Origin of the sequence: Algoriphagus kandeliae (genome assembly GCF_004571135.1) — a bacterium.
In the GTDB taxonomy this organism is placed as follows: domain Bacteria; phylum Bacteroidota; class Bacteroidia; order Cytophagales; family Cyclobacteriaceae; genus Algoriphagus; species Algoriphagus kandeliae.
In genome coordinates, this window is sequence record NZ_SPSB01000002.1 from 735255 (window position 1) to 755406 (window position 20152).

The window sequence follows — 20152 nt, forward strand, 5'->3', positions numbered from 1 at the left end:
GGTTTAACACTTTTTAATACGACTATTATCGTACTTTTTTGGAAATTACGATTCCTTTCGTATAACTTTGTACGAAAGCTATCGTATAATTCGCCATGAGTAAACCTACAGAAGCCGAACTTGAGATTCTTTCCCTGCTTTGGGAAATGAAAGAAGCCAGTGTTCGTCAGATTCACGAGCGACTATCGGAAACCAAGGAGACTGGATACACTACTACCCTCAAAATCATGCAAATTATGCATGCGAAAGGGATGGTAACACGAGATGAAAAAAGCCGAACCCATATTTATCGCGCTGCGATCAAACAAGGGGAAACGCAAAAGTCCTTGTTGAAAAACCTAATGAATTCTGCCTTTGGAGGTTCTGCTAAATCATTGGTAATGCAGGCCCTAGGTCAAGAGGAGCCCAGCAAGGAAGAGCTGGATGAGATTCGAGCATTTTTAGATCAACTTGAAAACAAAAAATCATGAACCTTTTAAATGATTGGATTCCGGATCAATTGCTACAGGCCTTGGGTTGGACCTTAGTGCATTCAATTTGGCAATGGATTCTAGTAGCAGGATTGCTATGGGGGGCATTGCGGATTTTTTCAAAAAAATCTCCTCAATTCAAATACAATCTTTCGTTGGCTTCGTTGGGGCTTGGATTTTTTGCAGCTTTCGGGACATTGATTTATGAATGGTCATTGCTGACCGAATACGGAGAAAAATCCAACATCATTTGGGCTGTCCTAGATTCCCCAAATTCGGTAAAGCAAGATATTGGTTTGCTGGAAAACTCGGTGATTTGGATTGAATCTCAGCTTCCATTTCTAGTAAATGTTTGGTTCTTGGGAGCAGTTCTATTCCTATTTCGACTATTTAATAATCTTTCGGCAGTAAGAAGCTTACGTTTGAGTAGTAAGCCTTCTTCTGATTCAAGATTGGATGGATGTTTAGAAGTGCTGTCCAAACGATTGAATATTTCACGAAAAATCTCCTTGAAAATCTCCTCAGAAGGTTTGTCACCTATGGCCTTTGGGATATTCAAGCCCCTCATTCTAATTCCAGCTGGATTGGTTTTTCAGCTTTCACCCAAACAGATCGAAGCCATCCTTGCACACGAACTCGCCCATATCAAGCGGAATGATTACCTCTTAAATTTGATTCAATCCATACTCGAAGTGGTCTTCTTTTTCCATCCTTGTTTCTGGTGGATTAATCAAACTGCGAAGGAACTTCGGGAAAATGCCACCGATGATTTGGCAATTTCTACTGGAATCGAACCTCAGATCCTTGCAAAAGCTCTCGCCGAGGTGCTCAATTATTCACAACAGCATGTGCCGGATTTGGCTTTGGCAGCATCCAAACGCAGAAATCCAACCCTTCATCGAATCAAAAGAATGCTGGGTTTCCCGGCACAGAACTATCCACAAAACCCTATTATTTCACTACCCATGTTATTTACCCTATTACTTACCGCTGGAATCCTGGCTAATGCAAGTCAGCATGATTCCCCTGAGAAGAGGGAGGTACTTCCTCTAGTCTCAATTGAAAACCCTGAGTTGGATTTTATTGCTCAAAATCAGCTAGTTGAGCCAATTATGATTTCGGTTCAGGATACCACCGATCAGGAGAAAAAAGTGATTGTTATCCCCGAAAAAGGAGAGCAATCATGGACTAATGAAAATGGCAACACATACGTTTTTCGACAAAAGAATGGCAATCAAAAGTTCCGCTATGAAATCAAGGGAGACACCTTGATTGTGGATGGAGATACCATTGTCAAAGGCGGAAAAAGCTTCTTTGTAATTCAGGGTGTACCTGCACCTGAGTTTGATTTTGAATCCATGCCCAAGCTCGAATTGGATGAGATGATTGCTATGCCGGCCATTCCACCAATGCCAGAATTTCCTGCTGAATTTTCATTTGAATTTTTCGGAGATATGGAGCCATTCATTTTCGAACCAGGCGAGCCGATGATTTTCGACTTTGATTCCGACATGTTTTTCTTCCCTGATACAGCTGAAATGACCAAGGAGGAATTAAAGAATTGGCAGAAGGACCGCGAGCGTAAGATGAAGGAATGGGAAGAGCAGCGAAAGGATCATGAAAAGCGAGCGAAAGAATGGTCCAAGAAGATGGAAGAGCGTGCAAAGGAATTTGAGGAGCGGTGGAAGGAAAATGAAAAGGAGCGGGAAGAACAGCTGAAAATGTGGGAGGAACAAATGGCTCCAAAAATGGAAGCTTGGGAAAAAGAAATGAAGGCTTGGCAAGAGCAATGGGAAGAAAAGCAGGCTCCCAAAATGGAGGAATTTCAACAAAAGCTGAAAGAGTGGGAAAAAAGCCAAGCTCCTAAGATTGAAGAGTTTCAGCGAAAAATGGAAGAATGGAGGCGTGAAAACGAAGTTAAACTTCAGGAGTTTCAGCGAGCTATGGAAGAGAAAATGCAAAAACTCAAAGAAGCAGAAAAAGACAAATAATTTGTGTGTTGATACCTATTGAAAAGCAGTGGCTCTTGGTCACTGCTTTTTTTATGCTCTGGGAAATTCTCCCACTTTTTTTGAAAGGTTTCAGAAATTTTCAGACTTCTGTTTTTCTACTTTTAACAAAAACGGCCAATTTGGCCTGAAAATGAGCTTTTTGAGCGAAAATCTAATTCGTGGTTAACTACCTGATAGCCAATTAAAATTCCTCGATTTTTTTTCAAAAATATTGGGATGGATAAAACTTTTAGCTACTTTTAAGTCAAAGTGGGAAAAAGTGGAAGAAAGTGGTAGAATGTGAAAATCATTTTATTACTTTTGTTTTTACTAAAAACTTGTCCAAAGCGCTAAGGGGAAATGTTTAACAGCCATTACGATTGTAAGCTAGATCCGAAAGGTCGTCTGGCGTTGCCTTCAAAGATCAAGGCAGCGATACCGGAGGCTAATGGATCCACTTTGATGCTTCGAATGGCTGAAGATCGATGTCTGGCTTTGTATCCGATGGTGGAATTCAAGAAGCTGGAAAATCAGATAAAATCGCTCAATATCAACAATCCTGAACAGCGTGCTTTGCAGCGGGCATTTTTCAACTCGGTGGTGGATGTGGAGCTCGATAGTGCCGGCCGGGTTTTGATCCCAAAGCAATTTCAGGCTTATGCAGGTCTAGAAAAAGAAGTAGTAGTCGCTGGAAATGGGATACGCATTGAGATTTGGAATCCAGAGAATCATGCGAAACATGTAATCCCTGATCCTGCGGACTTGTCGGCACTGATGGAAAAATATCTCTCCTAAGTCATGACTACTTCTGTGTACCATATTCCAGTGATGCTCGCCCAATGCACTGAAGGCTTGGCTATTAACCCGAACGGGGTGTATGTCGATGTTACGTTCGGTGGAGGTGGTCATTCCAGGGAAATTCTGAAGCATTTGGACAATGGACACCTTTATGGTTTTGATCAAGATCCTGATGCTGAGGCTAATGCAATTGAGGATGATCGCTTCACTTTTGTGGCTGCCAATTTCCGGGATATCAAAAAGTTTCTTCGGCTATATGGCGTTCGAGAAGTAGATGGGATATTGGCAGATTTGGGAATTTCTTCCCACCAGATCGATGAACCTAAAAGAGGTTTTTCTACGCGTTTTGAAGGGGAATTGGATATGCGGATGAACCCTAGCCAAGGATTGAGTGCAAAAGATGTCCTCAATACTTACGAGGAATCAAAGCTACATCGGATTCTAGGGATGTATGGTGAAGTCAAAAATGCCAAGACTTTGGCGCAAGGAATTGTGTCGGAGCGAGTGGATAGACCATTTGAAACGACAGAAGGCTTTACCGCTTTTTTGAAAAAATATGCTCCGAAAGGGAGAGAGTTTAAATATTTCGCGCAGGTATTTCAGGCTTTGCGAATTGAAGTGAATGATGAGTTGGGTGCTTTGGAGGAATTCCTTTTGAGTGCCGTCGATCTTTTGAAGCCTGAGGGAAGATTGGTAGTGATGAGTTACCACAGTCTAGAAGATAGACTGGTAAAAAATCTCATAACCAAAGGGAAGTTTCAAGGGGAATTGGAAAAGGATTTTTTCGGCAACCCTATTCGTCCTTTGGAGCCTGTCAGCAGAGGTGCTATCACTGCTGATGCGAAGGAAATAGCTGCAAACCCCCGGGCAAGAAGTGCGAAACTTAGAATAGCAAAGAAAGTAGGCAAATGAGTCAAAACACATTTAAGAAAAAATTGAAATCAGGCAACAGGTCCAAGTCGACCCGTCCCCGGAAGACGATTTTCTCTTGGATGGAGGAAAAGCTGAATGTGACCCGGATTCTCGGAGAAGGAGTTCCGGTACAATTGGTTCCTCCGGTTGGCTTTGTAGTCTTATTGGCTTTGATCTATATCTGGAGTAATCACCGGGCTGAAAATATGGTCCGAAAGATTGAAAAGGTACAGCAGGAAGTGGAGGACATTCGGGCGGATGTGACAACGCTGGAAGCAGAATACATGCTAAGTAGCATGCAGTCTGAATTGGCAAAAAAAGTAGCAACAAAAGGAATCATAGAACTTAAAGAACCACCTGTCAAAATAGAAATCGAAGAGTGAATATCAAGCGTTCCATAGTGCTTCGAGTGAGGGTTGTTTTTATCCTCATTGCGCTCGTTACGACGGCGATTCCTCTTCGTATTGCCAAAATTCAATTTGAGCAGGGTGATAAATGGCGGGAAAAAGCACAAACGATCAATTTCCAATATCGGGAAGTGCCAGCCACTCGGGGAAATATCTATGCGGGTGACGGAAGCCTTTTGGCTACCAGTTTGCCATTTTATAGAGTAGCCTTGGATCCTACTATGTCCAAAAATTCAACTTTTGAAGAGGGGATTGATTCTTTGGCTCAGTTGCTCTCCGGATTTTATAAAGACAAATCAGCCAAGGCTTACAAGCGAATGATTACCGATGCTCGCTTGGATAAAAAGCGCTACATCGTTCTAAACAGAAGACAAATTGGCTATCAAGACATGCAAAAGATGTCTCAGTGGCCTATCTTCCGAGAAGGTCGGCTCGGAGGAGGAGTACTTTTTGAGAAAGTAGAAAAACGTTATCGTCCTTTCAATTCCTTAGCCAGCAGAACGGTAGGCTTCATCAATGAAGATGAATACGGAGCAGGTATCGAGTACAGCTTTAATAATTATTTGAAGGGAAAAGACGGAAAAGCTCTTTTTCAGCGATTGGCGGGAGGTAGCTGGAAGCCTGTTTTTGATGCTGAAGACATCAAGCCGGAAGACGGATATGACGTAATCACCACCTTGGATGTGAATATTCAAGATGTGGCAGAGACAGCTTTACTCAGACAATTAGAAGCTCGGGATGCAGCATTCGGTTCGGTGATTGTCATGGAAGTCAAAACCGGGAAAATCAAAGCCATTGCTAACCTCCAAAAGAATAAGAGCGGTCGAGGTTATGGAGAGAATTACAATTTCGCAATTGGAGATCAGGGAAATACTGAGCCCGGTTCTACCTTCAAATTGTTCTCCATGCTAACCCTATTGGAGGAAAATAAGATTTCTCTAGATGAAAAAATCGAGACTGGAAACGGTGCTCACCGATTCTACAATCAGATAATGCGTGATGCCAAAAATGGAGGTTATGGAACGCTAACCATTCGAGAGGCTTTCGAGAAATCTTCCAATGTTGCCATCTCCAAATTAGTAGATGAGCATTTCGGTTCCAGTCCATCCAAATTTATGGGCTACCTAGAAAAGGTTGGCTTAAATGAACCCTTTGATTTTCAGCTTGCCGGAGAAGGTAAGCCTTTCTTCAAAAAGCCCGGAGAAAAAGATTGGTATGGTACTTCCTTGCCTTGGATTTCCATTGGCTACGAAAGCAAGCTTAACCCCATTCATACCTTGGCCCTCTACAATGCCGTGGCCAATAATGGAAAGATGGTGAAACCGTATTTGGTGCAGGCCATTGTAAAAGGAAATACTTTTGAAAAAGAGTACGGAACAGAAATAATCCGAAAGCAAATCGCATCTGAAAAGACCATTAAGCAACTGCAGGAACTATTAGAAGGAGTGGTCGTGAGAGGTACTGCTAAAAATATTTCAGATGCTGAATATTCTATTGCAGGAAAGACAGGGACCGCACAGAAATTAGAAAATGGTCAATACACCAAGCGGTATTACACCAGCTTTGCAGGGTATTTTCCAGCGGATCGCCCTAAATACTCCATGATTGTTGTGATTGATAGTCCTTCAGGATTTGCAGCGTATGGAGGGGACGTTTCAGCACCGGTTTTCAAAGAAATTGCTGATAAAATTTATGCCTTGGATTTGGAATTGAATCCAAATTCTCAGACTCAAATTGCTTCAGCGCAGCCAAATTCGGCTCTTCCCTATGTCCGAGCAGGAAAGGCAGAAGAAATCCATCAGATTTTCGAAAAGCTAGGAATTAAAGCCTCTCCAACTCAACCCGAAGAATGGGTGAAAGTGGTAGCTGACGATAATAAAATCGATTGGCGAATCAATGAAAGCGACCCGAATACGGTTCCGGATGTCTCAGGTCTTCCCTTGCGGGATGCGCTATTTATTCTTGAAAACAAAGGCATTAGAGTGAATTATCAAGGAAAGGGATTGGTGAAAAGTCAGTCGCTTATTCCTGGAAGCAAATTAGAACCCAATACGACCATAAATCTGGAGCTCGGATAAGTGAAAGTTTTAAAGGACATATTATATAAAGTATCCCTCCTCACTACCCAAGGTGACATGGAAGTGAAGGTGAAGGACTTGGTTTTCGATAGCCGAAAGGTATCTAAAGGTTCTGCCTTCGTTGCTGTCTTGGGGACCCAAGTGGATGGACATGATTTTATTCCTACTGCTATTGAAAAAGGGGCGAGAGTAGTCGTCTGCGAAAAATTACCGCAAGACTTATCAGAAGGAGTTACCTGGGTTCAGGTGACTGATTCTGCCAAGGCTTTGGGAATCATGGCATCCAATTACTATGACAATCCTTCCCTGCAGATCAAGGTAGTAGCAGTTACTGGCACCAATGGTAAGACAACGACTGTCACCTTATTGCATCAGCTGTTTATGGCAATGGGTTATAGTACGGGGCTTCTTTCTACGGTTGAGAATAAAATCAATGAGGAAGTAATCCCGGCTACTCATACCACACCGGATGCGGTCAGTATTCAGGCCTTGCTTCGCCAAATGGTAGATGCCGGCTGTACCCATTGTTTCATGGAAGCGAGCTCCCATGCCATTGTACAGGAGCGTATTGCCGGGTTGCAGTTAGCTGGAGCAATTTTTACGAATATCAGCCATGATCATCTGGATTATCATAAAACCTTTGATGAGTACATCAAGGCTAAAAAGAAGCTATTCGATGACTTGCAAAAAGATGCTTTTGCCTTAGTCAATGGAGATGATAAGCGTGGGCTGGTTATGCTTCAAAACTGCAAGGCTACTCATCAGACTTACGCATTAAAATCAGCTGCTGACTTTAAGGCCAAAATTATTTCCAATACCATCGAAGGTCTTGAATTAGACTTGAATGGAAAACAGGTATGGTTTAGGCTGATTGGAGCATTCAATGCATACAACCTGCTGGCTGTCTTTGGAGCAGCAGTGCTTTTGGGAGAAGATGAAGAGGAGGTATTGCAGCATCTGTCTGCTATTCCTGGAGCGAAGGGTCGTTTTGATCGCATTTCCAAAGCAGGAATTACGGCTATTGTGGACTATGCACATACTCCTGATGCATTGGAAAATGTGTTGAAAACCATCAATGGGGTGAGAACTGGTGGAGAGCAAGTAATCACGGTAGTGGGTTGCGGTGGAAACCGGGACAAAGCCAAGCGTCCTGTGATGGCTAAGATTGCTGTTCAGGAAAGCGATAAGGTCATTTTGACCTCAGATAATCCTCGGTTTGAAGATCCCGAGGCAATTCTCGATGATATGCAACAGGGCGTTGGTCCATCTGATCTTCGAAAAGTGCTTCGAATTGTCGATAGAAAAGAAGCAATTCGAACAGCCTGCATGCTTTCTCAAAAAGGAGACATCATTCTGATTGCCGGAAAAGGGCATGAAGACTATCAAGAAATCCAAGGTGTAAAGCATCATTTTGATGATGCTGAAGTGGTAAATGAAATTTTAGATCAATTGAGTCAAAACTGATATGCTATATCCGATTTTTGAATATTTAGACCAAGTATTGGATTTTCCGGGAGCGGGAGTGTTCCGCTATATTTCTTTCCGGGCTGGCATGGCAGCATTGGTTTCGCTGATCATTACGATCACCTTTGGAAATCACATCATCAATTGGATCAGAAATAAGCAAATCGGAGAGACCGTCCGAGACTTAGGGTTGGAAGGGCAGGCTCAGAAAAAAGGAACTCCAACCATGGGAGGCTTGATGATAATTGCGGCGATTGTGATCCCAACTCTACTTTTCGGAGATCTAGACAATATTTACATCATTCTGCTGCTAGTTACCACTGTTTGGTTGGGAGGAATTGGGTTTGTGGATGATTACATCAAGGTTTTCAAGAAGAATAAGGAAGGGCTGAAAGGTCGCTTCAAAATCGTGGGTCAAATCGGAATTGGAGTGATTGTAGGGGCTACACTTTATTTCCATGAAGATGTGGTAATCCGTGAGTTTTCTACACCTGTTTCAGTAGAAAGTGGGGTAGTTGAAACTCCCGCATTTCAGGATGTGAAAGCCTTGAAAACAACGATTCCATTCGTCAAAAACAATGAGTTGGATTACGAAAGATTGCTTGGGTTTTTGGGTGAGTCAGTAACTCCAATTCTCTACATTTTGGTAGTGATTTTCATTATCACAGCGGTATCCAATGGGGCGAATATCACTGATGGAATAGATGGGCTCGCAGCCGGAACTTCGGCAATCATTGGTCTGACCATCGCCATTTTTGCTTACCTCAGCGGTAATGCCATTTTCTCTCAATACCTGAATATCATGTATATCCCCAACTCAGGGGAGCTGGTGATTTTTGCATCTGCCTTTATTGGAGCATGTATTGGATTCCTTTGGTACAATGCCTATCCGGCCCAGGTTTTTATGGGAGATACAGGGTCCTTGATGTTGGGTGGGGCGATTGCGGTCATGGCCTTGACACTTCGAAAAGAACTTTTGATTCCGATCATGTGCGGGATTTTCGTGATCGAAAATCTTAGCGTGGTTTTGCAGGTCAGCTACTTCAAATACACAAAAAAGAAATTTGGGGAAGGGCGTCGGATTTTCTTGATGTCTCCTTTGCACCATCATTATCAAAAGAAAAATATTCCTGAGGCAAAAATCGTCACCCGTTTTTGGATTGTGGGGATTTTACTGGCAGTCATTACACTAGCAACCTTGAAATTGAGATAAACCTTGAAAAACGTAGCCATCATAGGAGCAGGAGAAAGTGGATTGGGAGCAGCATTGCTAGCCCAGCGGATAGGCTATGGGGTATTCGTAAGTGATGCTGGTCAGATTAGTGCGGATCGTAAGCAAAGGCTTATTGATGCGGGAATTGAATTTGAAGAGGGCCATCATTCAGAAGAAAGGATTCTTGATGTGGATTTGATTGTCAAGAGTCCAGGAATTTCTTTCCAAGTGCCTATTATTCAAAAAGCACTTGATAAGGGTTTGGCAGTAGTGGATGAATTGGAGTTGGCGCACCATTTTTCAAATGGAAAAGTCATTGCGATCACAGGAACAAATGGTAAAACTACGACTACCTTATTGACTTACCATTTGCTAAAAGAAGCAGGTCTAAATGTAGGTCTAGCGGGTAATGTTGGTCATAGTTGGGCTGCTCAATTATTGGAGTCGGATAAAGATTGGTGGGTGATTGAAACTAGCAGTTTTCAAATTGACGGTTTCCAGACATTCCATCCTCATATCGCTATGCTGACCAATATTACCCCGGATCACCTGGATCGATATGAGTACAAAATCGATAATTACGTTGCTTCTAAATTCCGATTGTTCATCAATCAGAAGAAGCAGGACTATGCGCTATTCCTAAACGAAGATTCGCTAAGCCAAAAAGGATTGGCTTCTTCGAAAATCCGAGCTAAGAAGGTTTTTATTTCTCTAAATGAAAAAGATGCTAGCAGCTTCTTGGATGGAGAGATGCTTCATATCGGAATTGGGGATGAGCCGATTCAAATTTCCAAGGAACTACTTCCGATTCAAGGGAAGCATAATGTTCTCAATGCACTTTTTGCTATTTCTGCAGCTCGATTGGCAGGATTAAGTCAGGAGGAAATTGAAAAGGGTATCAAGACTTTCCAAAATGCTCCTCATCGCATGGAAAAAGTGTCCGAACTAGATGGTGTAGTCTATGTGAATGATAGTAAGGGTACCAATGTGGAAGCGACTGCTTATGCACTGGAAAGCTATCCTTCGGGAATTATCTGGATAGCAGGAGGTGTGGACAAAGGAAATGATTATTCCTCCATTCTCCCATTAATCCAAGGAAGGGTAAAAGCCTTGATTTGCCTTGGAAAGGATAATCAAAAGCTTCTAAAAGCATTTAACGGAGTCATTCCTGTCATTCGGGAAACTCAAAATATTCAGGAAGCAATCGCATGGGGAAGGGAATTGTCCCAGCCTGGAGATGTGGTATTGCTTTCGCCTGCCTGTGCCAGTTTTGATCTTTTCAAAAACTATGAGGACCGAGGCAATCAGTTTAGAGAGGGAGTGTTGAACCTTAAAATGAAAATCAGCGCATGAGCCAATTTAAGTCATGGATCGATGAGCATTTCAAGGGAGATCCCATCATTTGGGGGATCGTGATACTGCTATCTCTATTCAGTATTCTGGTAGTGTATTCTGCCACTGGCTCTTTGGCATATAAATATGCGGGAGGAAATACCGAGTTGTATTTGGTAAGACATTCTGTTTTGGTATTTGTCTCCTTGGCAGTGATGTGGTTAGCCCACAAGGTGCCTTATAGAAATTACGCCCTCTATGCAAGGCTAGCGATGTACTTGTCCATGCCTTTGCTTTTGATCACGTATTTGTTTGGTTCCAATATTAATGAAGCAAATCGCTGGTTAACTATTCCGGTGATTAACCAAGCCTTCCAGCCTTCTGATTTGGCCAAGTTGGCTTTGATAGCTGCCTTGGCGGCTATGTTGGCGAGACGTCAGAATAATATCACAGACTTCAAAAGCACCTTTTTGCCTATCATCATTGCGATAGGAATTATCTGCGCTTTGATCGGTCTGGCGAATATGTCTACAGCCATCTTGTTACTTTCTACCTGCCTCTTGATCATGTTTATCGGTCGGGTGCCCCTCAAATACCTGATGATAGTAGTGATGGTAGGTGTATTAGGCCTGACATCAGCCATTTTCTTGGGACAACGCGGTGAGACTTTTAAATCCCGAATTCAGGACTTTGTGGAGTCATCAACTGATGAATCCAAGATTCCTTTCCAGGCAGAACAATCATATATCGCTATTGCTACAGGAGGGATTACGGGGAAAGGTCCTGGAAATTCCGAGCAACGAAATTCATTACCTCACCCTTATTCCGATTTTATCTATGCCATCATCATTGAGGAATATGGAATGGTGGGAGGAATGTCGGTGCTGTTTCTCTACCTAGCCTTGCTCTATCGAGGAATGCGCATCGTAGCCAATTCTAATAAAGCATTTGGAGGACTACTCTCTGCAGGATTGAGCTTTGCCTTGGTGATTCAAGCATTGGTGAATATGGCTGTAGCCGTCGGCCTAGGTCCTATCACAGGATTGCCATTGCCTCTTCTGAGTATGGGAGGGACTTCCTTGGTATTTACAGGGATTTCTTTAGGGATTATTCTTTCGGTGAGCCGTGGTGATCATCAGGATGAAATGCAGACTGGAAGCGCCATGAATAGACCAAAACTTAAAACTGCTTAACCATTAGTACTACACCTACATATCGCCTGATGATCAGTGGAGGAGGAACCGGAGGTCATATCTATCCGGCCATCGCCATTGCTAATGCCTGGATGGAAAAACATCCAGACAGTGAGGTGCTTTTTGTGGGTGCTTTGGGGAAAATGGAAATGCAAAAAGTGCCAGAAGCTGGCTATAAAATTATTGGACTTCCTGTAGCAGGTCTACAGCGAAAATTTACATTGGCAAACCTTAGTTTCCCAATCAAATTGTTGAAAAGCTTAAGTCAAGCAAAACGAATCGTAAAGGAATTTGATCCTCAGGTAGTAGTAGGAGTGGGAGGCTATGCAAGTGGTCCGGTACTCTATGCTGCTCAAGGGAAGAAAATACCAACGCTTATTCAGGAACAGAATTCTTATGCAGGCCTGACCAATAAAATTCTTTCCAAAAAAGCGAGAAGAATCTGTGTGGCCTATCCAGGAATGGAGAAGTTTTTCCCAGCAGACCGCATAGTCAATACTGGTAATCCGGTAAGGAAAGACTTATTGAATTTGGAAGGAAAGCGGGAAAAGGCTTTAGACCATTTTGGGTTGGATAGCAATCGTAAAACCGTCTTGGTTCTTGGTGGATCCCTAGGAGCCCGAACATTAAATCAGGGAGTCCTCAGGGAGATGGAGGAGTTTGAAAAAGATGGATACCAAGTTCTTTGGCAGTGCGGTAAATTTTATTTCCAAGAAATGGCTGATCGTACTGAGCAGTCCGGATTGAAGCATATTCATGTGCGGGAATTTATCCGGGAAATGGATTTGGCCTATGCCGCTGCTGATGTGATTATTTCCCGTGCAGGCGCTTTGTCTGTATCTGAGCTTTCGCTGGTTGGAAAACCTGTGATTTTTATTCCTTCACCCAATGTGGCTGAAGACCATCAAACCAAAAATGCGATGGCTTATGTGATGCATCATGCGGCAGTTTTGCTAAAGGATGTCGAAGCCATTGGGAATTTGAAGAAGGAGGTTGATCAGATTTTGAATAATCCTGACTTGGCAGAAAGCCTAGGTGAAAACATTAAGAAGTTGGCAAAACCACATGCCACAGAAACAATAGTAAATGAAATCGAAAAACTGGTAGCGTGAAATTGGAAGGCATACATAGCGTCTATTTCCTAGGGATCGGAGGGATCGGCATGAGTGCCCTTGCTCGCTGGTTCCATCAGGCTGGCTATGCAGTAGCCGGATATGACCGCACGCCTTCCCCTTTGACTGATGAATTATTCGAGGAAGGAATCAAAATCAGTTTTGAAGATCAAATTTCTGCAGTCCCTGAGAAATACATAAATGAAAAGAAGGGATTGCTGGTTGTTTGGACTCCAGCCATTCCAAAGGATTCTGTCCTGTACCAATTCTTCACCTCAGGTGGTTTTGCGATGAAAAAAAGGTCAGAGGTTTTAGGAATGATTACAGCTGATCATTATACCATTGCCGTGGCTGGAACCCACGGAAAAACTACAACCTCATCTCTAATTGCTCATTTGCTGAAATCAGCTGGTAAGCCGGTAACAGCGTTTTTGGGAGGGATTACCCAAAACTACCAGAGCAATCTGATTTTAAATACTACAAAAGAAGCTACCATCATGGTGGTAGAGGCTGATGAGTTTGATCGGTCATTCTTGAGACTTCATCCGGATGTGGAGGTAGTGACAAGTGCCGACCCTGATCATTTGGATATTTATGGGGATGAAGAAACCATCTTAGAGGGATTCAGAGAATTCATCAAGCTTCTTCAGAAAAAAGGGAAACTCTTGATTCAGGAAAAGGCTGCCGCTAAAATCGGAACTGAAAATCTTCCTCAAAAAGGAGTGAAAATTTATGGGCTTCGGTCAGCAACCGGAATTCATGCTGAAAATGTGCAGGCAAGACCAGGTTCTTTTGCCTTTGATTATGAAGATGGAAAGGTCCAAATCAAGAATTTGGAATTGTTTATTCCAGGTTTTCATAATGTAGAAAATGCGCTTTCTGCTATTGCTATAGCTTTGGATCATGGTCTCTCTCCAATGGAAATCAAAGCTGGTTTGGCCTCTTTCCGAGGAGTGAAAAGACGATTTGAAATATTGGTTCAGGAGGGTGGAAAAGTATATATCGACGATTACGCTCACCATCCTGAAGAGATTAGAGCTTGTCTGAGTTCGGTGCGTGCAATGTATCCAGGTAAGAAATTGACCGTGGTATTTCAACCACATCTTTTCTCCAGGACAAGGGATTTTGCCGAAGGATTTTCAGAAAGCCTTTCCCTCGCCGATCAGGTGCTTTTATTGGATATCTACCCTGCTCGAGAATTACCGATTCCGGGAGTAAGTTCTGAGATGCTTTTTGATGATATCCACACTGCGGATAAAAAGATTGCTTCGAAGGAAAAGGTATTCGAGGTATTGGAAGAGTGGAATCCTGAGCTCTTGGTAACCATGGGAGCCGGAGATATCGATAGGCTTGTACCAAAAGTGAAAGACTGGATGCGTTCACGATTAAAACCTGAGTTGCTATGAAAAAGACGCGGATTCGAAAGTTTATCGGCTTCTTAATTCTGAGCGTGATTTTGCTTGGGTTTATTGGCTTTGTCGAAAAGCAAAGTCAATACAAAACCTACCAAGGATTGGAGGTGCAGATTCAAGGAGTTAGTGGTCTGTACTTCGTGGATTCGAAAGAGATCGAATCCCTGGTTCAGGAAGGTTTCCCGAATCTAAAGGCAGGAATGATGCTGGAAGAAGTGCCTTTGAAAGAGATCGAAGATAGACTGAAAGGACATCCTTTTGTGAAAAACGCGGATGCAAGTCTGGGTCAAAAGGGAATTCTTCAGCTATGGATTGAGCAACATCAACCCATTGCACGAATTGCTAGGCCTCTTGCCGCTGACGCCTATATCACTACGGAAGGGAAAATCATTCCAACCTCTCCTAGTTACACCAGTCGTGTCCTGATTCTACATGGACCACAATTGGAGAAGTTGTTGGATCAGGGTGAGGTCATGACCGAAATGCCCGAATTGATGGATTTGATCACCTTCATTAATGGGGATGAGTTTTGGAAAGCTCAAATCACTGAAGTAGAAGTGAATAGCAAAACAGATATCCGCCTTTATCAGCAAGTGGGAAGACAGGTGATTGAGCTGGGAGATGCCGGGAATCTGGCTGATAAGTTTGAGCGGATCCAGATTTTCTACAGTGAGATTTTGCCAAGAAAAGGGTGGGATGCCTATGAGAGAGTCAGTGTGAAATTTAAAGAACAAATAGTCTGTGAATAATAGCTTGGGTATGGAAAATGAAAAATTAATCGTCGGACTGGATATCGGTACCACAAAGATTTGTGCTATCGTCGGTCGCAAAAATGAGTATGGAAAGCTCGAAGTGCTCGGAATGGGCAAAGCTGTCTCTGATGGCGTAGAGCGTGGAGTTGTCACCAACATTGACAAAACCGTTCATGCTATCGAAAAGGCTGTTGAAGAAGCATCCGACATGGCTGAGGTAGAAATTGCCGAAGTGATCGTCGGGATTGCCGGGCAACACATCCAAAGTAAGATTCAAAGTGGCAGCATCATGCGACAGCCCACTGAAGATGAAATTACAGTGGAGGATGTTCGTCGACTTTCTTCCGAAATGGAAAATATCCTTGTGCCTCCGGGAAATAAAATTATCCATGTCATGCCACAGGATTACACCGTGGATTATGAAGGTGGGATCAAGGATCCGGTGGGTATGTCAGGTACTCGCCTGGAAGCAGATTTTCACATCATTACTGCACAAACCACAGCTATCAACAACATCAACCGATGTGTTCGCAGAGCCAATCTTTCATCCAAGCAATTGATATTAGAGCCTTTAGCGAGTTCGCTTGCAGTACTCAGCGATGAGGAAAAGGAAGCAGGGGTTTGTTTGGTGGATATCGGTGGTGGAACCACAGACGTTGCCATTTTTTACGAAAATATCATTCGACATACAGCCGTGATTCCTTTGGGTGGAAATATCATCACCAAAGACATTAAAGAAGGGTGCATGGTGATGCAAAACCAAGCGGAGTTGCTGAAGACCCGATTTGGAAAAGCTATTGCTGAAGAGGCTAATCCTAATGAGATCGTTTCCATACCCGGTCTCAGAAATCGGCCTCCAAAGGAAATTTCGATCCGAAATCTTGCCTCTATCATCCAAGCTAGAATGGAAGAGATTATCGAGATCGTCCAAAACGAAATCATGCAAAGCGGATACTACAAAAAGCTAGCAGGTGGAATTGTCATAACCGGAGGTGGATCCCAGCTTCAGTTTGTAGCGCAGCTATTTGAATACATGACTGGCTTGGATACCCGAATCGGTCATCCTAATGAGCATTTGGGCAAAACAGTCATTGAAGAAGTGAAGAGCCCAATGTATGCAACGTCAGTAGGGTTGGTTTTGGCCGGCTTCAAATCACTGGATGATCGCGAAGAACTCTACAATCAGCGGATTGCAAATGCTGGAGGGACGACCAAAACAATCAAAAAAGAATTTAATGCAAAAGATATTTTCCGAAACATCGGTGAAAAGCTGAAAAGCATCATTCACGATGATATAGGAGACGATAGTAATTACTAGGGCTTATGATTGGGGGGAGATCAAGGATTCTGTCCTTGATTTCCCCGATTAAAACTCAATTAACAATAGAAAATAACTAGTTCACCAATTCAATAAATATGTCAGATAACATGAAAGATTACAGATTTGATCTTCCAAAGAATCAAAAATCGATTATCAAGGTAATCGGTGTCGGAGGTGGCGGTTCGAATGCCGTCAACCACATGTACAATCAAGGAATTAAAGACGTGGAGTTTGTAGTAGTCAATACCGACGCACAAGCTTTGAAGTCTAGCCCTGTTCCTTTGAGACTTCAATTAGGCGCCAACCTGACCGAAGGTCTCGGTGCGGGTGCCAATCCTGAGCAAGGCCGAAATGCTGCTCTTGAATCACAAGAAGAAATTCGGGAATTGCTTGCAGACAATACCAAGATGGTTTTCATCACTGCCGGAATGGGTGGTGGAACCGGTACAGGCGCAGCGCCGATTTTAGCTAAAATCGCCAAGGAATTAAATATTCTGACGGTGGGTATTGTGACTGCTCCATTTATGTTTGAAGGTCGTAAGAAAATGGCTGTTGCTCAAGCAGGCATTGAGGCACTTAGAGAAAATTGCGACACGGTTTTGGTCATCTTGAATGACAAACTCCGTGAGATTTATGGCAACTTGGCTATTCGTACTGCATTTGGTAAAGCGGATGATATTTTGACAACCGCTGCTAAGTCTATAGCAGAAATCATCACCGTTCATCAAGACGTCAACGTTGACTTCGAGGATGTCAAGACGGTAATGAAAGATGCAGGAGCGGCTGTGATGGGATCTTCTACTGAAGAAGGTGAAGGTCGAGCTATTCGTGCTGCCGGTGCTGCAATTTCTTCTCCGCTTTTGAACAATGTTGATATCAAAGGAGCTCAGAAAATTCTTCTTTCCATCATGTCTGGAGAGGAAGAAGAGCTGTCAATGGACGAATTGAGCGAGATTACTGAATACATTCAGGAGAAAGCCGGTGACAACGCCGAGGTGATCTTCGGTCAAGGTATTGATCCGGAATTAGGTAAGGCTATTCGAGTGACTGTAATTGCTACAGGATTTGAAATGGATAAGCTGGATAAAAGTTCCTCCTCTACTGAAGCTGCGAAAGTTCAACCTACTCCTGTTGTATCTACGCCAACAGCCACTCCTGAAGTGCAAGATGAGGATGTGAAGACAGTTATCAACTTGGAAAGTGGAAAGTCTGAAAAAGTAAAAGAAGAACCAATTTCCAATGGAAGCACCTTCGTTTTTTCAACCCCTAAGACTCCTATTCAAAGCACAGAAGGTCCGGTAAAAGAAGATCCAAAGCAGGAAAGTTTCAAATTTGATTTTCCATCAGCTAAAGAGAAAACAGCTGAGGTAAAATCTACTCCTGAACCTGAAAAAATCGTACATGATCTTTATGAGGAGGAAGAAGAAACTCCGAAGAAGGAAAATCTTTCTGAAGAAGCTTCAGCCGAGCCAGCAAAGCCGGTATTTGCCAATGATTATTATGAGCAAATGAAGCAGAAGGCTATTCAGAGAGCTCATGAGCGATTCGAAAAGTTGAAGGGAAGCCGTTCCTTGAATCCAAGTCCTGAGGAGTTGAAAGAGAAGTTGGAAGTTCCGGCTTACCTTCGAAAGAATGTGACATTGAACGAACCTGAGCACAGTTCTGAAAACTCTATCAGCAAGTTCAATATCAATGATGAGAATGAAATTTTAGGAAATAATCGATTTCTACACGACAACGTGGATTAATCCCTAAAATTCAAGAAGCATTTCCGCTTGGGTATGTAGTAATTCTAAATAAAGCTTGTTGGTGAGCAAGTTATCTGACATATTCTGCTCTATTTTCGCCAGTTTTGGTTTTAGAGCTAGGACATGCATCCCCAAGTAGTGAAATATATCAGTGAGGTGGCTCAATGCGATGCCACCTCCTCCTATTCCAGAGGAAAGGCCGACTAGTGCGGCCTTTTTATTTCTAAAGGAATTCGGGTAGGTCATTCCGTCTATGAAGGTTTTTAAGACTCCAGGAAAGGACCCATTGTATTCCGGAACGATAAATACAAACTTTTTACCTTCCTTTACCCGTTGGTGAAACTGATTGAACCCTTCGTTTTTTCCATTATTTTCATAGAGTGCTGTTTCAATAAAATCAGCTGGTAAATCCTCTAATTCTAAGATTTCAGATTCAGCCCCTTTTTCTTTTAGTATTTGTTGGTACTGTAGGGCAATTAGTTTAGAAACGGAGTTTTTTCGGTTGGTGCCTAGGATAATTTTTATCATAGCTAGAATCAAATATGATAGCAATACAAGCTAAGCCCCCCAAAAGTTCGAGGAATGGCTGAGTTTCCTATCTTTGAGTTAAAATTTTCCCTTATGAACTACCTATCCCAAATTCACGAAGCCGCTCAATTTTTGAAAAACCTATGTCCAGATCCGGTTGAAAATATGATCATTTTGGGCACTGGTCTTGGGAAATTGGGAGAGGATATTGATCCAATTTTAGAAGTGGACTATGGGGATATCCCTCATTTTCCAGTTTCAACAGTGGAGACCCATTCTGGGAAATTGGTGATGGGAACCCTCGCCGGGAAAAAGGTCTTGGCAATGAAGGGGCGTTTCCACTATTATGAAGGGTATTCTATGAAGCAGGTGACCTTTCCTGTTCGGGTACTCAAGCATTTGGGAGTGAAGCGTTTGTTGGTTTCCAATGCATCGGGAGGCTTAAATCCAGAGCAGGAAGTTGGGGATGTGATGATTCTGACAGATCATATTGATCTTTTTCCAGATAATCCGTTAAGGGGAGAAAACCCTGCTGAATTTGGGCCAAGATTCCCTGATATGAGTGACGCGTACTCAGAGCGATTGGTAAAATTGGCTCTGGAAATTGCCAAAGAAAATGGGATGAAAGTTCACACCGGCGTTTATGCAGGAGTGGCTGGACCCAATTTGGAAACGCCTTCCGAGTACAAATACCTTCGAATAATTGGGGCGGACGCAGTGGGAATGAGTACGGTTCCAGAAGTGTTGGTTGCGCGTCAATCAGGCATGGAAGTCTTTGGTATTTCAGCCATAACGGATTTGGGTGTACCTGGGAAAATCCACAAAATCACGCTTCAGGACGTGGTGAACGCAGCATCAAAGGCTGAACCCGTTTTAAGTAAGATAATTTACCATTTGGTGGAGCGGCTTTAGTCCTGCGGAAGTTGATCTATTGCCTGAAGGACAGATTCCATGTATGATTTTATTCCCTCAGGCCAGGTGGCTGGATCCGTATCAATCTGCCAGTAAAGTGCTCCTGATGCATTTTCAAAAGCAAGATAAATTGCTCCTTGATCATAGCAATCGGGGCATCCAACTACCGCAAATTGATTATCCAATAAATATTGAGGGAAATTGGCTTCTAAGTTTTCAGCAATTGGGACCCATTGAGCATCGAGTGGTTGGGAGCGATAGGTAATAAGAGCAGCCTCTCGAAAGCTATTCAAATTGTCTACATAGAGCTTCCCATTTTCTAGTTTGTAGATCTTAATGCAGTTACCTGTACATATTGCAGACCACCAACCAAAAATGAATGCGTCCTTTTGAGGCTCTTCATCTTCTTGCTTACAACCAGAGAAGAGAAGTAAAATCATCAGACCATAAACATAAATTCGGTTCATAGTAATGACTTTTTTATGGACTTTTACGTAGTAAAATTGAGA

General features: G+C 42.8%; 18 protein-coding genes. 16 read left to right on the top strand and 2 right to left on the bottom strand.

Annotation, left to right across the window (positions count from 1 at the left end):
• Nucleotides 1–95 precede the first annotated feature (95 nt).
• The 15 genes from E4S40_RS07785 (at nucleotide 96) to ftsZ (ending at nucleotide 18203) form a co-directional block, all read left to right on the top strand.
• Nucleotides 96–470, top strand: coding sequence for a BlaI/MecI/CopY family transcriptional regulator (locus E4S40_RS07785; RefSeq protein ID WP_135072775.1), 375 nt, complete (start codon nucleotides 96–98; stop codon nucleotides 468–470).
• Nucleotides 467–2461 carry a M56 family metallopeptidase gene (locus E4S40_RS07790; protein WP_135072776.1) on the top strand — a complete coding sequence of 665 codons (1995 nt, stop codon included), beginning with the start codon at nucleotides 467–469 and terminating at the stop codon, nucleotides 2459–2461. Before E4S40_RS07785 ends, E4S40_RS07790 begins: the two co-directional genes overlap by 4 nt.
• Before the next feature lie 360 nt (nucleotides 2462–2821).
• Nucleotides 2822–3256, top strand: coding sequence for a division/cell wall cluster transcriptional repressor MraZ (gene mraZ / locus E4S40_RS07795; protein ID WP_135072777.1), 435 nt, complete (start codon nucleotides 2822–2824; stop codon nucleotides 3254–3256).
• Between the two features lie 3 nt (nucleotides 3257–3259).
• Nucleotides 3260–4171, top strand: a complete 912-nt coding sequence (gene rsmH, locus E4S40_RS07800; protein ID WP_135072778.1) for a 16S rRNA (cytosine(1402)-N(4))-methyltransferase RsmH — start codon at nucleotides 3260–3262, stop codon at nucleotides 4169–4171.
• Entirely contained in the window at nucleotides 4168–4554 is a 387-nt protein-coding gene (locus tag E4S40_RS07805) for an FtsL-like putative cell division protein (protein WP_135072779.1), read from the top strand. Before rsmH ends, E4S40_RS07805 begins: the two co-directional genes overlap by 4 nt.
• Nucleotides 4551–6656, top strand: a complete 2106-nt coding sequence (locus E4S40_RS07810; protein WP_135072780.1) for a penicillin-binding protein — start codon at nucleotides 4551–4553, stop codon at nucleotides 6654–6656. The genes E4S40_RS07805 and E4S40_RS07810 overlap by 4 nt, the downstream gene beginning before the upstream one ends.
• On the top strand, nucleotides 6657–8120 hold the full coding sequence (locus tag E4S40_RS07815) for a UDP-N-acetylmuramoyl-L-alanyl-D-glutamate--2,6-diaminopimelate ligase (RefSeq protein WP_135072781.1): 1464 nt from the start codon (nucleotides 6657–6659) through the stop codon (nucleotides 8118–8120). It abuts the gene before it with no gap.
• Nucleotide 8121: 1 nt separating this feature from the next.
• A complete protein-coding gene (mraY, locus tag E4S40_RS07820) occupies nucleotides 8122–9333 on the top strand; it encodes a phospho-N-acetylmuramoyl-pentapeptide-transferase (protein ID WP_135072782.1) in 1212 nt (403 codons plus the stop codon).
• Nucleotides 9334–9336: 3 nt separating this feature from the next.
• The gene (gene murD, locus E4S40_RS07825) at nucleotides 9337–10686 is read left to right on the top strand and encodes a UDP-N-acetylmuramoyl-L-alanine--D-glutamate ligase (RefSeq protein ID WP_135072783.1); all 1350 of its coding nucleotides are present in this window, start codon (nucleotides 9337–9339) and stop codon (nucleotides 10684–10686) included.
• Nucleotides 10683–11858, top strand: coding sequence for an FtsW/RodA/SpoVE family cell cycle protein (locus E4S40_RS07830; protein WP_135072784.1), 1176 nt, complete (start codon nucleotides 10683–10685; stop codon nucleotides 11856–11858). The genes murD and E4S40_RS07830 overlap by 4 nt, the downstream gene beginning before the upstream one ends.
• A 29-nt stretch (nucleotides 11859–11887) precedes the next feature.
• Nucleotides 11888–12970, top strand: coding sequence for an undecaprenyldiphospho-muramoylpentapeptide beta-N-acetylglucosaminyltransferase (gene murG / locus E4S40_RS07835; protein ID WP_135072785.1), 1083 nt, complete (start codon nucleotides 11888–11890; stop codon nucleotides 12968–12970).
• Nucleotides 12967–14376, top strand: coding sequence for a UDP-N-acetylmuramate--L-alanine ligase (gene murC, locus E4S40_RS07840; RefSeq protein ID WP_135072786.1), 1410 nt, complete (start codon nucleotides 12967–12969; stop codon nucleotides 14374–14376). The genes murG and murC overlap by 4 nt, the downstream gene beginning before the upstream one ends.
• On the top strand, nucleotides 14373–15131 hold the full coding sequence (locus E4S40_RS07845) for a cell division protein FtsQ/DivIB (RefSeq protein ID WP_135072787.1): 759 nt from the start codon (nucleotides 14373–14375) through the stop codon (nucleotides 15129–15131). The genes murC and E4S40_RS07845 overlap by 4 nt, the downstream gene beginning before the upstream one ends.
• 10 nt (nucleotides 15132–15141) lie before the next feature.
• Nucleotides 15142–16452 (top strand): cell division protein FtsA, encoded by a 1311-nt coding sequence (gene ftsA, locus E4S40_RS07850; protein ID WP_135073101.1) that lies wholly within the window; start codon nucleotides 15142–15144, stop codon nucleotides 16450–16452.
• A 110-nt stretch (nucleotides 16453–16562) separates the two neighbouring features.
• Nucleotides 16563–18203 (top strand): cell division protein FtsZ, encoded by a 1641-nt coding sequence (gene ftsZ, locus E4S40_RS07855; RefSeq protein WP_135072788.1) that lies wholly within the window; start codon nucleotides 16563–16565, stop codon nucleotides 18201–18203.
• A gap of 3 nt (nucleotides 18204–18206) precedes the next feature.
• Here the strand turns inward: ftsZ and E4S40_RS07860 are convergent, their stop codons facing one another.
• Nucleotides 18207–18731: an NADPH-dependent FMN reductase gene (locus tag E4S40_RS07860; protein ID WP_135072789.1), complete on the bottom strand. Its 525-nt coding sequence runs from the start codon at nucleotides 18729–18731 to the stop codon at nucleotides 18207–18209.
• Between the two features lie 93 nt (nucleotides 18732–18824).
• Here E4S40_RS07860 and E4S40_RS07865 point away from each other — a divergent pair, with 93 nt between their 5' ends.
• Nucleotides 18825–19643 carry a purine-nucleoside phosphorylase gene (locus tag E4S40_RS07865; RefSeq protein ID WP_135072790.1) on the top strand — a complete coding sequence of 273 codons (819 nt, stop codon included), beginning with the start codon at nucleotides 18825–18827 and terminating at the stop codon, nucleotides 19641–19643.
• Here E4S40_RS07865 and E4S40_RS07870 read toward each other — a convergent pair.
• Nucleotides 19640–20110 (bottom strand): hypothetical protein, encoded by a 471-nt coding sequence (locus tag E4S40_RS07870; protein ID WP_135072791.1) that lies wholly within the window; start codon nucleotides 20108–20110, stop codon nucleotides 19640–19642. The two genes, E4S40_RS07865 and E4S40_RS07870, sit on opposite strands and share 4 nt — an antisense overlap.
• Nucleotides 20111–20152: the final 42 nt, after the last annotated feature.